This is a genomic window from Chloroherpetonaceae bacterium (assembly GCA_033763895.1).
Lineage (GTDB): Bacteria > Bacteroidota > Chlorobiia > Chlorobiales > Thermochlorobacteraceae > JANRJQ01.
In genome coordinates, this window is sequence record JANRJQ010000003.1 from 23,612 (window position 1) to 40,735 (window position 17,124).

General features: G+C 38.6%; 13 protein-coding genes. 5 read left to right on the forward strand and 8 right to left on the reverse strand.

All coding sequences use genetic code 11. The annotated features are described in order from the left end of the window. Positions 1-2 precede the first annotated feature (2 nt). The 3 genes from SFU91_00335 to nuoK all read right to left on the reverse strand — a co-directional run bounded on the left by SFU91_00335 (position 3) and on the right by nuoK (position 6,685). Complete coding sequence (locus SFU91_00335) at positions 3-4,313, reverse strand: PAS domain-containing sensor histidine kinase (GenBank protein ID MDX2127465.1); 4,311 nt, start codon at positions 4,311-4,313, stop codon at positions 3-5. 27 nt (positions 4,314-4,340) lie between these two features. Further along, complete coding sequence (nuoL, locus tag SFU91_00340) at positions 4,341-6,269, reverse strand: NADH-quinone oxidoreductase subunit L (protein MDX2127466.1); 1,929 nt, start codon at positions 6,267-6,269, stop codon at positions 4,341-4,343. Positions 6,270-6,379: 110 nt separating this feature from the next. Beyond that, a complete protein-coding gene (nuoK, locus tag SFU91_00345; protein MDX2127467.1) occupies positions 6,380-6,685 on the reverse strand; it encodes an NADH-quinone oxidoreductase subunit NuoK in 306 nt (101 codons plus the stop codon). A 186-nt stretch (positions 6,686-6,871) separates the two neighbouring features. Here nuoK and SFU91_00350 point away from each other — a divergent pair, with 186 nt between their 5' ends. From SFU91_00350 to SFU91_00360, 3 genes are read left to right on the forward strand one after another with little or no spacing between them, the layout of a single operon-like run. Beyond that, positions 6,872-7,630, forward strand: a complete 759-nt coding sequence (locus SFU91_00350) for a polysaccharide deacetylase family protein (protein ID MDX2127468.1) — start codon at positions 6,872-6,874, stop codon at positions 7,628-7,630. Then, positions 7,614-8,855, forward strand: a complete 1,242-nt coding sequence (locus tag SFU91_00355) for an AI-2E family transporter (protein MDX2127469.1) — start codon at positions 7,614-7,616, stop codon at positions 8,853-8,855. Before SFU91_00350 ends, SFU91_00355 begins: the two co-directional genes overlap by 17 nt. 20 nt (positions 8,856-8,875) lie before the next feature. Further along, entirely contained in the window at positions 8,876-11,065 is a 2,190-nt protein-coding gene (locus SFU91_00360; protein ID MDX2127470.1) for an adenylate/guanylate cyclase domain-containing protein, read from the forward strand. A 7-nt stretch (positions 11,066-11,072) separates the two neighbouring features. On the opposite strand, the gene SFU91_00365 is transcribed toward SFU91_00360, so the two are convergent. The 4 genes from SFU91_00365 to SFU91_00380 form a co-directional block, all read right to left on the reverse strand. After that, a complete protein-coding gene (locus tag SFU91_00365; protein MDX2127471.1) occupies positions 11,073-11,690 on the reverse strand; it encodes a hypothetical protein in 618 nt (205 codons plus the stop codon). 36 nt (positions 11,691-11,726) lie between these two features. Beyond that, a complete protein-coding gene (locus SFU91_00370; protein ID MDX2127472.1) occupies positions 11,727-12,377 on the reverse strand; it encodes a hypothetical protein in 651 nt (216 codons plus the stop codon). 81 nt (positions 12,378-12,458) lie between these two features. Then, positions 12,459-13,097: a hypothetical protein gene (locus SFU91_00375; GenBank protein ID MDX2127473.1), complete on the reverse strand. Its 639-nt coding sequence runs from the start codon at positions 13,095-13,097 to the stop codon at positions 12,459-12,461. A 277-nt stretch (positions 13,098-13,374) separates the two neighbouring features. Further along, positions 13,375-13,671 carry a hypothetical protein gene (locus SFU91_00380; GenBank protein ID MDX2127474.1) on the reverse strand — a complete coding sequence of 99 codons (297 nt, stop codon included), beginning with the start codon at positions 13,669-13,671 and terminating at the stop codon, positions 13,375-13,377. A gap of 108 nt (positions 13,672-13,779) precedes the next feature. On the opposite strand from SFU91_00380, the gene SFU91_00385 reads away from it, so the two are divergent. Next, positions 13,780-14,781 (forward strand): EamA family transporter, encoded by a 1,002-nt coding sequence (locus SFU91_00385; protein ID MDX2127475.1) that lies wholly within the window; start codon positions 13,780-13,782, stop codon positions 14,779-14,781. 7 nt (positions 14,782-14,788) lie between these two features. On the opposite strand, the gene SFU91_00390 is transcribed toward SFU91_00385, so the two are convergent. Next, the gene (locus SFU91_00390) at positions 14,789-15,148 is read right to left on the reverse strand and encodes a hypothetical protein (GenBank protein ID MDX2127476.1); all 360 of its coding nucleotides are present in this window, start codon (positions 15,146-15,148) and stop codon (positions 14,789-14,791) included. Positions 15,149-15,352: 204 nt separating this feature from the next. On the opposite strand from SFU91_00390, the gene SFU91_00395 reads away from it, so the two are divergent. Further along, positions 15,353-17,122 carry a S41 family peptidase gene (locus SFU91_00395; protein MDX2127477.1) on the forward strand — a complete coding sequence of 590 codons (1,770 nt, stop codon included), beginning with the start codon at positions 15,353-15,355 and terminating at the stop codon, positions 17,120-17,122. Positions 17,123-17,124 lie beyond the last annotated feature (2 nt).

Consider the following 17,124-nt stretch of genomic DNA (forward strand, 5'->3'; position numbering starts at 1 on the left):
ATTTAGTTTGGATTAACTTGCAGCATCGGTAAGGTGAAGGAAATAATAGTTCCTTTTCCTAAATAAGATTCTGCTGTTATTTCTCCATTATGCAAGGTAATAATTTGCTTTGCAATTGAAAGCCCTAAGCCTGTACCTCGTGAGCCGTGCTTTGAATTCGCTTGTCGATAAGCATCAAATATTAAATCTACTTCATCCGGCGCAATTCCCTCGCCACTGTCCTTTATGGTAACCAAAGCATATTCTCTTCCAAACTTTTCAAGTTTTCGAAGATTAATTTCGATGATTGAATTTGATTTAGAAAACTTAACGGCGTTCCCCAATAGGTTACTAACAACACGAACAATTCGATCAAAATCAAAATAAAAAATCCAATCTTCAGTTCCTTCAACAGAACGCTTCACTAAAATGCCTTTATTATGAATATCATACTGCAATTGTTCAACCACAAGATCAATACAAAGCTGGAAGTTTTGCTTTTGATATTCCAATTTTGTTTTACGCGATTCATACTTTGAAAATTCAAGAATTTCTTGAACAAGTCGGGTAATGTTGGTTGAAGAGAGAAACATTTGTTCCATCATGCTTTTGAAGCGTTCGATGGGAATATCGGAGGGATTGGAATCTTTCAACATTTCTGAGTAACCATAGATAGCTGAAAGTGGAACTTTCATATCATGAACAACCATCGCATAAAAGTTATTTTTGATTGTTTCCATTTCTTTTTCTTGAAGTTCCAATTCTTTTTCTTTTCGTCTATCCCTCAAGACACTAAATGCGCCAATGACAGAAAGCTCTCCGGTATCGCTTATGATAAACTGTGGTGAAGTTTTTAACTCCATCGGAATAAACTCTCCGTTTTGCGCTTTGAGTAAAACCTCAGAAGAAACCGTTTCACCGCGATATACTTTTTCTCGATGTAAAACGGTTTCGTCAAACGACGAGCCGTGAACGAATTCCTCCAACAATTTGCCTTTTAAGTCGATATCTCCCCAACCGAGGGTGGATTTCAAAGAAGGATTGGCGTAGTCAATTTTTCCATCGTGGCGAGTAATCAAAAATCCGAGTTGAATATTTTCAACGATATTTCTGAATTGTGCCTCTGAACGAACGAGAAAGCGATTCAAAAGAAAATTCTTTAAATCAGCATTAACAATGCTAACAAATAAATCAATCGCCGAAAGTCGGCTATAGAGGTCTGGAACTGATTCAATATCTGAAAAGCTTCCTAAGGTCAAGAAACCGACGACTTTAGAAGGAGAATTCGAATCAAAGGTAAATGGGATTGCTAAAATGTATCTGTCTTCTTCGGGCGTTCCACGGTTTTCAAAGTATCGTTCTAAGTAATCGCTACCTGAGTCAGTCGTTTCTTGAGTAGGGAATACTTGTGACTTCGAAATATTTTCAGATCCAAAGACTGTTAAATCGGTTTTATTCAGGATTGCCGAAAGAACACGAACATCGGCACAATAAACATTCAGTTGCCCGACTTTAAATCGAGGCGTTTGAAATAGAGTTTGATAAACCGCGGTATTAATAGTTTTGCCGGGAGAAAAATGCTCTTCTAAGAGGCCTTTTAATTTCCATTTAAAGGTTGTATCGGCATAATATTGAGAAAATTCAATCTTGCCCAGTTCATCATAGAGACAGGCAATCGCAAAGTGAATTCCTGTAGAAACTGAAAGGGCTTCGCATAATAAACGAAGCTTATCATTCATTGAACCGGTTTGAGATATAGCGGTTCCAACTTCAAAAAGTGTTGCAAGCGTTTTACTTAACCGGCTTTTTTCTGAAATCTCACTTGCTCGAATTTTTAACGACTCAATCAAATCGATTTCTTGAGAAAGTTGCTTTGCAAAAAGGGAAATAAGTTTTAACCGTTCAAGAAAGCTTGCACGATCAATCTCATTTAAGATCATTAATCCTCCTAATCGCATATAACCCATAAATGTTTGGTCTTCGCTATACAATGGGATATAAAGTTCGATATCAGGATCTCCTGAAAAGTATCGATTCAAGTTCTGATTCAATTGATCGTCTTGCGGTTTCAGGACACTCGATGCTTGTTCGATTTCCTTTTTGGAAACGACAAAAGCATACCCAAATTCTAATAAAGGAGAAATGATGGATTTAATCGCATTTACAGGTACTTTTGAACCGACCTTAAAACTCTTTTCAATATTTTCAGTTTGCGGATGAACTTCTGATTCCGGGTGAAAGGTAAAGGCGCTTTCCCTAATGAGATTTTCCTCATTCCATATCGCAATTGAGCAAAACTTAAACCCGAAAGTCATTGTGATTGACTCGGTTACATGAGTCAATTTTTCTTGTAAATTACCGGCTTTCCGAAGCCCTTTATTCACTTCAATAAGTGAACCGAGCAAGTCTTTCAGTATGACATGCTTGCTATTAAGCTTTTCTAAATCTCTTGTAAGGCGGAAAGTTTGAAGCCTAAGTGAAGCCTCCTTGAGAATCGGAGAAAGGGTTTGTAAAGCAAGCCGAACGACAGAAATTTCAGTTGATCTTGGATGAGATACCTCAATGTAACCCAAAAGATCATTTTGAATTTTGAGAGGAATCAGCAGCCGGTAGAACTCGTTATCTTTCGAAAACTCAATGAGATTTGCTTCTGCATTTCCAGCAGATCTTAAATCAATTGGAGGGTTCATTCCCTCTTCAAGTGCAAGAAGTAATCTTGTTTGTTGTTCGATGCTAAAACAAATCGATTTTTCAACTTGAAACCCCGAAAATGAAGCCGCTACTTCCAGCTCATATTTAGGAATAAGATTCATCCGTTTCCGATCTTCGTCTGAACCAGAAAAAATTGAGAGGTCAATACTTTGAAAATCTGTTGAGTAAAAGAACACCGCATTTGCTGATTTGAAAAACGAAATGACCTTTGAAAGTGCGAAGCGCAAAGCATCTTCTTCAGTTTTAAACTCTAAATCAATAAGTTCATTGGCTGCTTCCACAACCTCAGTCTGCTGAACAGATGTGAGTTCCTTTCCTGCAATTCGGACATAGAGCTCAAGTAATTGTACAGCACTTTCACTTGTTAAATCAGTTTCCATTAAAGCCGAGAGAATACCAGTAAGTTTTGATTCCGATTCAAAAATTGGTAGAAAGATAATTTCTCTTTTCAAATCGCTTTGAACGGATACGGTTTCTCTTCGAAGATCCTTTTCTTTCACAACATAAGCGCTTGAAACTTTTCTTGCGCTTAAGGAACTCGCAGTGAAAAAGGAGAGATCAATGTTCTTTCCTTGGGCAAACCGATCATTATAAAAGGGAAGAAACGGACTATTTGGTTTTCTGACTGAAATACTGCGTTGTCGAATCACGCCATTATCATCGAGAACGATTAATGAAGCTATCGCTGCAAAATTTTGATTCGTAAGTGTTTCACAAAAATGCTTCATTTTTTTTTCTGCATTTCCGTTGATAAATCGCTCACTTGAAATCAATTCTTGCGCGAAAACTTGCGTGGCTTGAATTCTAAGATTATCCTCAATCGCTTGGCGATAAAGCCTGTCTTGCTCTAGGTGTGAGCCGATTTGCTTAATAAAGGCATGAACTGAATTGATGAAAAGCTGTAAATCTTGATCAGTATAAGATTTCAGATTTGTTTTCGAATTAGTAGGGGTTCTATAAATAACAAATCCAAATAAACTCCCGTCAATATTTGTCAGCGGAGTAAATACATACAGTGGGTTTTCGCTTCGGAAATATTCAATGTAAGTCTGAAAAAAATCTCCGTTCGACTCTCTTACCGAAATGATTCGATTGAAAGTGACTGGCAATGATTGAAGCGAGATTCGTTCCGATTTAAGAATTTCAGCGATAAACGATGAAGAAAGTAAAATCGATCCTCCCTTGCTAATTGATGGATTGTCATTTTGGGCAAGTATCCCGGCATATAGTGAATTTCGCTGTGAGGCAGGGGTTTGAAGATGCTCAATAAATTTCGTTTTATGTAGCACACGTTCTTCTCCCGAAAGATCCTGAGAAAATGATATGTGAGACTTGACTATTGAAGAATCTTCATTAAGAAGTGTGACACACCCAAAATCGGAATTCAACCCTTGAAGAAGGGAATCGCAAAATAATGCAAGCTTTTTGCCGACAGCTTCAGTATGGAAGATTCCCTGTGAACTATTGATTAATCGTGAGGTTCGTTGAAATAGTGAAAGTTTGAGAGCATCAAGTAATTGACCTTCGTCGCCGGTAAGGTTATTTTTAGAAACAGTTTCTGAAAGCACCATTGAAAGCTTTTCGGAGGAGGGCATTTGATTGCTTGAAATTGGCACATTCATTTATGATTCATCAGGAAGATGGTTGCGTTACTTTCCTGAGAAAATGACAACACCAAGAATTAAAACAAAGCCAAGTGCCATAATAATTGCGTAATTTTGTGCAACCCCTGTCTGAGCCATTCGAAGGATATTTCCAAGACCCAAAATTGATTCGCCAAAACCCGAAAAGAAACCTTTGATTATGAATCTTTCAAAAGGGCTTGCAATTTTTTCGGAGAAAAATTGAACCGACTTAACAGCAACACGATCGTAAATTTCATCTACCAAGTATTTTTGATAAGCAAGTTTTCCGAAGCCTGTTTCATTGCTTAAAAAGTGAATGTTTTTAGAGTAAATGAAATAGGCGGTACTTACTCCTATGATCGAAATGAAAGCGGATAATGCGAGAAGCACCCATTCGGTCGAGTGAGAAATTTTATGAGCTTCTGTTAAGACTGTCGAAGTTAAAAGCCAGTCTTTCATAAAGTTATTTGATGAAATCACCTCGGGTAACCCTAAAAAGCCACCCAGTAATGAGAGTGAAGCAAGTAAAATAAGTGGAATGGTCATCGTAAGCGGCGATTCAAGTGGGTGTCGGGAACTGTCGATACGGCTATCCCCTAAAAAGGTGAGTGTATAAAGTCGAATCGAATAAAAAGCGGTAAGTAAAGCTGTGAATAAACCAATCACATAAAAGAATGTATAACCGCCAGCAAAAGTATTGGTTAAAATTTCATCTTTACTAAAAAAGCCAGAAGTAAGCGGGAATCCGGCTAAAGCTAAAGAACCGATCAGAAAAGTTAGTGAGGTAATTGGCATTTTTTTATGAAGCCCACCCATTTTTCGAATGTCCTGTTCTTCGTGCAACGCATGAATGACTGAACCGCTTCCTAAAAAGAGACAGGCTTTGAAGAATGCATGAGTAATTACATGAAATATCGCCGTTGAATAGGCGCCAACACCTACGGCCAAAAACATATATCCGAGTTGTGAAACCGTAGAGTAAGCAAGAACTTTTTTAATATCATTTTGAAATAGGGCGATTGACGCTGCAAGAATTGCCGTTGTAGCACCAATCGAAGCAATTACAATTTGGGTTTCAGGGGAGGAATAAAAAATTGGAGAAAGACGCGCGGTGAGATATAAGCCGCTCGTTACCATTGTAGCGGCATGAATTAATGCTGAGACCGGTGTCGGACCTGCCATTGCATCAGGAAGCCAAGTAAATAAAGGGATCTGAGCTGATTTTCCAGTACAACCAATAAAAATCAAAATCGTTACCCAAAAAAGTTGTTCGTTTGTTAAAGCAGATTTTCCAATCAAAACCGCCTGAAAATTAAAGCTACCAATCGCTTGGAAAAGTATAAAAAAAGCTGCGAGCATTGCAAAATCTCCGATGCGATTCATGATAAAAGCCTTATCGGCTGCTTCGCCGGTCGTTGAAATCTCAACACCATCAAATTTACGTTGATACCAAAAGCCAATGAGCAGATAAGAACAGAGACCAACCCCCTCCCAACCCAAAAACATAACAATTAAGTTATCTGCAAGAATCAAATTCATCATCGAGAAAATAAAGAGATTCAAATAGGCGAAGAATCTCGCAAAATCTTCGTCGCCGTGCATATAGCCGATGGAATAAAGATGGATGAGGCAACCTACACCTGACACTGCAAGAGACATTGCCATCGAGAGGGTATCGACTTGATAAGAAAAACTCACAGATAAATTTCCGGCATAAAACCAATCAAAAACAGGAACGATAAAAAGCCGGCTCTCTGAGGAAAGCCCAACCAATTCAAAAAAGATTAACAAGGATATAACAAATGAACCGAAAATGACGGCCGTCCCTACTGTTCCAGAGATTTGTTCAACGGCCGTATTTTTTTTCGCTTTGGGTGAAAAAAGAAAAAGGAAAGAATTAAAGAGAAATCCGACAAGTGGTAGGATGACGGTGTAACTGATGAGCTGATGCATAGAAATAAATACTGATTACTTCGTTTGATGAGTAAAAACATGACAGAATAGATCTCGATATTGAGAAATGCCGCATTCAAATTGTCGTCTTCAAGAAATGCAGATCCTATTTATCCTTTAAGAATATTGATTTCATCGATGTTCACAGTTTCTTTGTTTCGAAATAATGAAATCACGATTGCAAGGCCAATCGCTGCTTCGGCCGCGGCAACAGTCATCACAAAAAAGACCATCATCTGCCCTTGAATGTCTCCCATAAAATGGGAAAAAGCGACAAACGATAAATTCACGGCATTCAGCATGAGTTCAATACACATGAAGATGACGATCGCGTTTCGACGAGTAAGAACACCCAATACGCCAACTGTGAACATAAATGCACTTATCCACAGATAATAGTTTAACCCAATTTTCACAAGTGTTGAATAAAAGATTAATTGATATGAAGTTTCATTGCGAGGATCTCAATAACTTGTAAAGGTAGAGATTCCGTGCCGTCTATACAACATTTCAGTCTTGGCCTTTTTTACTTTGTTCTTCTTCAAAAAACGGGTCAGACTTTTTTGTTATCTTCCCTCAAATACATGATTTCTTAAAACAAAATGAATTCGATTTTTACTTATCACAAAATTACCGACCGGCTCGACTTCGGAATTTGCACGCGTAAAATCGACGATTTTAAGCATGATATCTCGTGGATTTCTTCACTTCCACATAACGAACGACCAAGAATCATTTTCGACGATGGTTATGAGGATACATTCCATACCGCGTTCCCAATTCTTGAAAAAGCCGGACTCACGGCTACCATTTATGTCATTGGGGGTATGATTGGAAAGCTCAATACTTGGGACGCAGATTTTTTAGGAAATTTTAGGCACATCAATGACACAGAGTTAAAATCACTTTTCAAAGCGGGGTGGAAAATAGGAAGCCACGGATTTTCGCACCGCGCGTTAACGGCACTTTCAAGTGAACGGGTGAAAGAAGAATTGAAAAAGTCAAAAGACGAATTAGAGCAATTGCTCGGGATAAAGGTGAATGAAATTTCCTTCCCGTTTGGAAATTTTAATCAAAGGGTTTTGGAGTTAACTAAAGAAGCCGGATTCGAATCGGCAATCTCAATTTCAAGATCATCTTCTGATGGCTTTGTAAAGCGGAGCTTAGCCGTGTATCGAACAGATACAATCAATCATTTAATTAAGAAAGCAGCGGGGATTCCGCAAGAATTGATACGGCTTAGGATGATTAACGCTTTTTCAGAACTGACGGTTTGGATGCACCGATTAGAAGATTTTCGTGACCGATTTAAGCATCCAAAAAAAATCCAAAATATCATTAGGAATGATCGTAGAGAATAGAATAATCTCATTTTGGTTGGCTCTTGGAGCGTTCCTTGTCGCGTATTTAGGATTTGAAATTCGTGATTACTTTAGCCCACTTTTTTTGTATCTATTGTCAATTTTCATTCTTTATCCAATACGAAAAAACCTTTTTGCCAATCGATTAATCATACTCGCTTCTACGATTTTTGCATTATGGTTCTTTCGAACGCTTTCAGGTATCATTTTCCCGTTTATTATCGGCTTGGTTGCCGCATTCCTTCTTGAACCGCTAACCCATTTTTTGACAAGCAAACCCATTTTAGGTAAAACGTTATCAAGGTCTTCCGCGGCACTTCTAATTACCTTGACCATTGTTACATCGATTGTTGGATTAATTTCTTTTGCGACGCCAAGACTCTACGAGCAGATTCAGTCACTTGCCGAAACGCTAAAGTTTCTACCGGAGCAAGTTCAATCCGTCTTCAATGACCATCAAACAGTTGAATTTTTCTCGAAATATGGAATTAATGTTCAAACACTTCAATCTCTATTTTTTGAAAAAATCCACACCCAACTTTTTGATTTCAGCAAATTAGGTACCGAACTCGCCGTTGAACTCGCCGGAAATGTTCCGAAAGCATTTTCAATTATCCTTAACCTTATTCTTATCCCTTTTTTATCGTATTATTTCATCGCTGATTTTCCAATCGTAGAAGAAACCTTTAAGGAAATGATATCGCCAAAGTATTCAGAAAAAGTCAATGAGTATTTAAGGCTTGCCGGAACCATTTTTCGTCAGTATTTGCAAGGGCAATTCATTATCGTCCTCATTTTATCTGTGTTGTATTCGACAGCCTTTTGGCTCATCGACCTCAAGTATTCTTTGCTCATCGGTGTTTTATTCGGGGTTCTTTCTTTTATACCGTATATCGGAGGGATTATTTCTGTGGCTTTAGCATTGATTGCTGCCCTTTTCGGAGAAAATATTTTTCAAACAATCGGATTAATTGTTGTGATTTATGCGGTGATTCATCTTTTTGAAAACTTCTATTTGGTTCCCAAAATCATTGGTTCTAAAGTTCATCTTAATCCATTAGTCTTGCTCTTTTCTGTATTTATTTTTGGGTTTTTCTTCAACTTTATTGGAGTTCTACTAGCAGTGCCTCTTTCAGCTTTTTTAGTTGCAGTTTACCGAAAGGAGTTTCTCGATAAAAAGAAACCGTTGCCTGAAAATGAATCACAAAAAGGTTCATCGAACTAACAAATTTTAAATTTTATCCGATGAGTTTTCTTAAATCGATTCTTAGCTTCTTAAAAAAATCAAAAATTATCCTTGTTGGTGCAGTCATCATTGCTGGGTTTGCTTTGGCTGTTTTGATGAAGTCTTTCAACGGATTAGAGATTTTCGAAAATAAAATATTGGACAAACGATTCCAATATGCCTCACACCCTGAGCTTGCCGATACTAACATTGTCATGATTGCAATTGATCAAAATAGTCTTGATTATTTTGAGCAAGAATTGAAATTTGGGTTTCCTTGGCCACGTCAATTTCACGGTCTTGTGGTGGATTACTTGGCAAAAGCAGGCGCAAAAACAATTTCGTTTGATATTATTTTCTCAAGCCCCGATGTCAATAGGCTCGAGATTGACGGTGCGGAATCCGACGGTGCCTTTGCAAGTGCGGTTCAAAATGCAGGGAACGTAATGCTTGGTGTTCAATTAATGCCGATAGAAGAAGGCGACGCTGCAGGTGGAAGAATTCATTCAAACTTTTTTGCAACAGGCGAATTCCCTCGGTTAAAAATCCCTTCGTATCAACGCGCGACCGCCCCACTTGACACTTTTCAATCAGTTGCCTCAAGATTAGGCGTGTTTAATTTTAAGGCCGATGATGATGGCATTTGCCGAAGAACACCATTGCTTTACCGTTGGGGGCCATACATCATTCCACATTTTTCTCTTTCAACCCTTTCAATCGGAAAAAATATTTCCCTAAAAGTGGCGAATGCCAACACTGATTTACAATCAATGTGCCAATATTTACCTGTCGATGACAAAGGGGAATTTATGATTTATTGGTACGGGAAGGGCGGTCCAAACGGTGTATTTAAATACTATCCATTTGCAGGTGTTCTTCAATCGGCAGTTCAAATGGCTTCAGGCGAAACCCCCGCAATTGATATGAGTGTCTTTAAGGACAAGTATGTTATTGTTGGTGCGTCAGCAGCGGGTCTCAGCGACTTTAAACCGACCCCTTTTACCAATTTGGAAGAGTATCCCGGGATGGAAATTCACGCGACCATTTTAAGCAATCTTCGCAATGAACATTACATCCGAGAGTCACCCAAGCACTGGAATTATCTTATTGCGCTTGCGCTTTCGATTATCGTTGCAGTTCTTTTTTTTACTATCAAACGCGTGACAATATCAATCCCATTGATTTCGTTAAGTGTCAGTATTTATGTAGCAATTGCCTTTTGGCAATTCTACGAATCAAGATTGTGGTTACCGGTTGCATTCCCGTTTATCTCCGCTCTCTTCACCTTGATACTCTCTGCCGTAGCAAGCTACGCCACGGAAGGTCAGCAGAAACAAGAACTTAGGAAAGCGTTCAACCGCTACTTGAATCCACAGGTTATTGATCAGATCATTCAAAATCCCGATAAACTCGAATTGGGAGGAACTGAAATTGAAGCCACCGTTTTTTTCTCAGATATTGCAGGATTTACTTCAATCGCTGAAAAACTACCTCCAAAAGAACTCATCCTTTTCCTAAATGAGTATCTCACGGTAGGGTCAGAAATTATTTTGGCTCGGGATGCAATGATTGATAAATACATCGGTGACGCCATAATGGCCATTTTTGGTGCCCCGATTCCAAAGCCCGGTCATGCCTCAAACGCTTGTCTCACCTCACTTGAGATTCAACGGAGGATGGCTGATTATTATTCAAAAAAATCAACGGAGATGCCTCACTTCGAAACCCGTATTGGTCTCAATACAGGAAGACTTGTGCTTGGAAATGTAGGCTCCTCCAATCGCTTAGATTTTACCGCCATCGGAGATACCGTTAATCTTGCCTCACGACTTGAAGGGGCAAATAAACAATATGGTACGAATATTCTTATCAGCGAAAGTACCTACAATCAGGCCAAAGAAGCCGTCGAAGTTCGCGAACTCGATTTGTTACGAGTCAAAGGAAAAGAAATCCCGATTCGACTTTTTGAAGTGGTTACTGAGAAAGGAAATTTGATTGGAAATGAAAAGGAAAAAATTGATACTTTCCACGAAGGACTTCGGCTTTATCGAAGTCAACTCTTCGACTTAGCCATCATTCGTTTTAACGAAGTCTTAAAAATTAACCCGAAAGATGGACCGGCCAATACTTACCTTGAGCGGTGTGAGTCGCTCCGAGGTCAAACAATGCCTGAAGATTGGGATGGCGTTTATATCATGAAAACAAAGTAATTAATTACTAAAAAGCAAAAGACAATCCTCCCCCAAAACCAAAGCCCACGTGACGCCCTGAGGTGGAAGAGAAATCGGGACTGTTTCGTTGATCAAATTCAGAATACGGGGAATATCGTAAACCCGTTTCAAAGTTAATAGCCAAAAGGTCAAATGCGATCAATTCAAAGCCAATTCCCGACCCGAAATTTAGCCTTCGAAAGCGTTCATACACCGCTTGATTGGACATTGATGAAAAAGAAAATAATTGACGACTTTCATCATTATAATTAATACCACTTCCCAAGAAAAGATAGAAGCGGTTTTGATGTTGATAAATCAGCGAATATTGAAGTTCGAATCCTAAGCTGGCAGAATTTGAGAAGTTATTCAGGCTTTGATTTTCGGAATCGGTATTTCGATAACCAAAGAAAATGACTTTAGAGGTTAACCGCTCATTCCAAAAATATGAGAAGTTTAATCCATAAGCAGAAAACTGAGAGTAAGAAAAGCCAACACGAAACCGTCTTAATTCTTCCCTTTTTGAATAAGCAATATTGTCTTGAGAATGAAAATCTTGACTTTGAGCCAATAGGGATGAAGCCAAAAAAAATGAAAGAAGAATAATGCGATTTTGGCTTATCATAAGAGAAAAGGGTTTCATTAGAAAATAGGATGTATGTTATAATCCGTAACTTAACCCAAGCCCTAACCCAAAACCAATGAACGTTGATCTTGCTTCAGGCGGAATCCGGAATTCCGAAAACGTGGAGGAATTTTCATATATGCCACCAATGTCAATATTCAAAAAGAATGAATTGAATATTTTAAATTCTGTTCCAAATCCAAATCCAAATCTCCAATCTTCCATCGAGTTCATTACATTATTTGACCTAACAGAAGCTGAATTCGTAGTTTGCTCATAAAATCGATTTACACCACCTAAGAGGTAAAACCTAACCGATTCAAACGACTTAAGTGTGTATTGCAATTCGGTACCTAAAACCAAGGTAGATTCAGTCCTTTCATTGATTGTGGAAACATTTGATGAATTAACAAATCCAAATCCTGTAAACCGAATCAAAATTTTTTCTGAAAATGCAATTCGATAAGATAGACCATATCCCGAAAAAGAAGATGCTGAAACCCCTATTTGATGCCGATGAAATGGATAAGATTGGGGCATCTTCGATGAATCTTGACGCGAAGAATCCAAAAGGTTTTGCGAATCACTTCCCGAAACCGAGTTTTGTGAGAAACCTACTGTTGGATGAAGAAAAGAGAGCAATAAGGAGAAGAAGAATATAAGTTGAGTGTAAAAATTGAGGCGCATAAGGAAATAAGTTATTTGAATAAGGATTATTCAAATAACAAAAATTAATCCACTATTCAAAAAAAATTTTGCCTAATTGTCTTAAGCAAATGTTACACGCTCAAATGGGCGTGCTTTACGATTCCCAAGTCTATGAAAAGAAGGAAGAGCCATAATCGAAGTCCGTTGCGCTTTTGGTTTCGGCAATCGTTTTGAGACCTCACTCTCAGGTAAAAGTCGTGCTTCTTCGGCATAAAACTCTCTCAATTGTGATGTCTGAATACCTAAAGCACGACGAATTTTCCAAATGGGTTCATCAAGAAAAGGAATGAAATTGACTTTGTAAATTTCCATCGCTCCGGATTTTTTCCCCGCTTGAACTCCCAAATCAAAGACTTTTAAATCGTCTTGACTAAAACGATATTCTTTCGGGTATAAAAATCGTGTCGCAAACTTAAATAGATTTTGTTCCAATCGGCTCAGTGATTTGCTTGTTCCCATTGTAAACCCAATCGTAAATGCCTCATCTTGGGCCATCAACCCTCTTCCAAGCAAAATGTGAATACAATCGTGACCAAAAAGATCTACGGCACCTGTCAGTGAAAAAGGGCTTTGGGGATTTTCAAGGGCTCGTACTAATGGACTTATCTCACTTTGCTCAAAGCCCGGCAAAGACGCATAAACCTGCCGTAATGTAAGCGATTCATTTTCAAAATTAGGAATCCACGCTGTCCAAGTCATAAAATATTGGTTTGATTTCAGCCGAAAAAATTTGGCTTTTATCTTTTGTTTGCCCTAAGTTAAACGAAGCGTGGAAAGAGACCTTATTTATTAAGTCATTTTTGATCCTTTTAGCAAAAAAACGCCTTAAGTTTAAGGGATTATGCATCAATAGGCATAAATATGCATGAAACTTGAAGTAAATAATAGCGAAGCGAGGTGGAGATAAAAAAAGTAATAGCAAATCATTTAAGTAAATCTGCCTTACAAATTAAGCCATTTCAAAGATTGTGCGAGGTTACCCGATATGCTTACGGAGTCTCATCTCCAAGTGTTCATTCTTAAATAAAAGCCAATCCCCGTCAAGACGGTAATGATAGCTGCTTGTAAATTTTCCTTTTCCATAAAAAAAGCGAACCTTTTCTTTATCAAGCTTAAAAGTCCCCTCTAAAAGTTGAACTTGTTTGTTTGAACGAGCGGTATGGCAGATAAAAGCACCGTTTTCTTTGAAGGTGTATTGTCGAAAAGTTTCATCCTTAGGAATCCCGGATTCGGGAAAAGCATCCCAAATTCCTACGATTTCAGAGAAAGGCATAGAAAGTGTCAAATAATTTAGAATTAGTCTAAAATACTATAAATCACATTGAATCCAAGCCTACAAAATGTTCCCTTTAAGTAAATTTTACCTCGCAACTTAAAAGAAGTGAACGCATTTACTGTATCTTCACTGCCAAAAATTGATTCAAACTTGGAATACAAAGACTCACTCGATTCATCAGCAATTAACCCTCAAAGAAGCCATCAAGAGGAAAAGGCGTTTCAGCTAAAATTAATTCTTAGCTTCGCCGCCGTTTATATCATTTGGGGCTCAACTTACCTTGCCATTCATTATGCTGTTGAAACTATTCCGCCGCTTCTCCAATCAAGTTTTCGATTTATTTGTGGAGGAATCATCTTATTTATTTGGGCTACCATCCAACGGGCACCAATGCCATCATTAAATGAATGGCTAGGAGCCGGGGGAATAGGATTTTTATTACTTTTTTGTGGAAATGGAAGTGTTTCTATCGCAGAAAAAACAGTGCCTTCTGGGCTTGTGGCACTTATAGTTTCAATCAGCCCGGTTTGGGTTGTGGCGATTGATTGGTTCAAAACGAAGTCTGTCCCTAAGATTGTAACGTTTTTGGGGTTGTTTTTAGGATGCCTTGGAATATATCTGCTTTGTCAGCCACTACTTTCAGTAAGCCAAGCAAATTTTAAGACCCAAGGAATTGCAATCATGTTACTCATTTTTGCAACATTAACTTGGTCTTTAGGTTCTGTTTATAGCAAATCAATTACTCAACCGAAAAACCCTGCGATGTCTTCAGCCGCACAAATGCTATGCGCGGGTGTTTTGCTTTTTGTTTTCGCATTTGTAAAAGGAGACTGGGCATCCTTCAAGGCTTCAGAAGTAACACTTCAATCTTGGTTGGGTTTATCGTACCTCATTGTGTTTGGCTCGTTGATTGCATACACTGCCTATACTTGGCTTGTTAAAAATGCGAAGCCTTCGCATGTTGTGACTTATGCGTATGTGAACCCGATTGTTGCAGTTTTTTTAGGGTGGCTGATTGCTGGAGAGGGCGTTACCCCACAAACAGTTATTGCTGGAACTTGTTGTGTGGCTTCAGTTGTCTTAATGTCTCTTGATAAAAACAAGTAAGAAAATATTACTTTGAACTCGCTGACCCTAAATGTGGATTTGCTTGAAGTAAAACTTCTTTTTGTTCAGGGGTAAGTGAATCAAGGTATTTGTTCCAATCGGCTTCAAGTTTAATGGGGCAGTCATCTATAAAATCACAAATGGTACATTCATGAGTACCAAACATCTGATCCATCCAACAACCTGTTTCGCTTTTCTTAACTTCATCAACAAAGTTTGGATTTTCTTCAATCAGTTTATCGCTGATATCAATTAACTTTTTTAATCGTTGTTCCTTTTTTTCATCTTCCAACAAGCGCGTTAAATAGCTTTCATCATATGAATAATGACCAACAACGCCCTTAAAGATTTTATTGAATAATGACATAAACAAACCTCCTTGAATGGAACAAACATTAGAAACTTAACTGAATTGAAACTACATAAGTAAGTTTCCAATTACATACCGAAAAGATTAAAAATATTGGATTAAAGAGGCGAAATGGCCGAATTTGATTGGGCAAACTTCTTTTACATCATATTTTGATTGTTTTAATTAGATTCATTTTCGCCTCAATACAAAAAAAAAATTATGAAGCAAAAACTGAAATCCGTTGTAAAATCAAGCGCTGTTTATATAGCCGGCGTATTCTTGCTTATTGGAGCCATCGCCGTCTCTTATGGGTTTGTGCGCCCAACCGAAAATTTCTTTGAGATCGGAAAGAATATCGAGTTGCTTGGAAGAATATATAAGGATGTATCGATGAACTATGTCGATCAAATTAGCGTCTCTCAATTTATGCGTGCTGGAATCGATGGGATGCTTTCAACACTCGATCCATACACGGTTTTTATGGATGAGGAGCAGTCGGATGATATTGATCAACTTACAACAGGGAAATATGCCGGAATTGGGGTAACCACGGGTACTGATAAAGACGGTGGCGTAATCATTGTTTCGGTAACTGATGGTTACTCGGCTGATAAAGCAGGATTAAGAATTGGCGATCGAATAGTAAAAGTGAATGGAACCGCCGTAAAAGGTCGTGCGGTATCTGATGTTCGCACAATGATGAAAGGCGAAGCAGGCACCGAAGTAAAGCTATCGATTGAGCGTGAAGGGGAAAGAAGCATTCTTGAGTTTAGTCTGATTCGCCAAGAAATCATGATCAAGAATATTCCTTTTGCCGATATCATAGAGGGAAACATCGGTTACATCAAGCTCGAACGATTTAATTTGAATGCCGCCGAAGAAATGTCAATTCAAATTCGGTCGATTATGGATTCTGCGTTGAATCGAAAAACGCCCTTAAAAGGTTTTATTCTTGACCTTCGCGGAAATCCGGGTGGGTTACTTGATGCCGCAGTTTCGATTACGAGCAAATTCGTGCCTCAGGGCAGTGCAATTGTGACAACGAGAGGGCGAGACTCAAGCAAAGTCCGCGTTTACAATTCTGTAAGCACACCATACCTCAAAGATATTCCCTTGGTAGTAATGATCAACGGCAATAGCGCGTCAGCTTCGGAAATCGTGGCTGGAGCAGTGCAAGATCTTGACCGAGGTGTAATAGTTGGAACTCGCTCTTTCGGGAAAGGGCTCGTTCAAACCATAACCCGCTTGCCATACAACACATCATTAAAAATTACAACCGCCAAATATTATACCCCATCAGGTCGCTTGATTCAAGCAGTTGATTACTTCCATCGGAATCAACGAGAAGGAAAACGAAATGTGTTTATCGAAGAGCCGGATACCTTGCACAATTCTTTCAAAACAAAAATCGGTAGAACCGTTTATGACGGCGGAGGAATCGCGCCAGATGTTCATACCGACGAGCGAGAAACGACACCCTTAGAAACTGCTTTATGGAGAAATTCACTTTTCTTCAAATTTGCAAATTCTTATCAAGCAAAATACCCGAAATTGCCAGAGGGGTTTAAAGCCGATGACAAACTCTTCAATGAATTCAAGCAATATCTCGCAGGTTCTAAATTTGACTACCAATCTGATGCGGAACGGAAACTTCAAGAACTGATAGAAGCTGCTGAAAAAAATTATTACAACGATCAATTGGTGAAGCAACTTAAATCCTTACAGGCCAATCTTGTTTCAGAAAAAAACAATGATCTTGAAAGACAGAAAAACGAAATTTTATCTGTACTTGAGACGGAAATAATAACCAGATATCAAGGTGAGCGAATGGGTATTGCAGCAAGCCTAAATTCGGATGTCCAATTGAATGAAGCAATTTCAGTTTTAATGGATCAACAGCGGTACAAATCGCTTCTCTCATCCGGGCACGAAGTTGGAAAAACGCCCGGAAAAAGGGAAAAATCAAAACAGGCTCGAAAAAAGTCTTAATC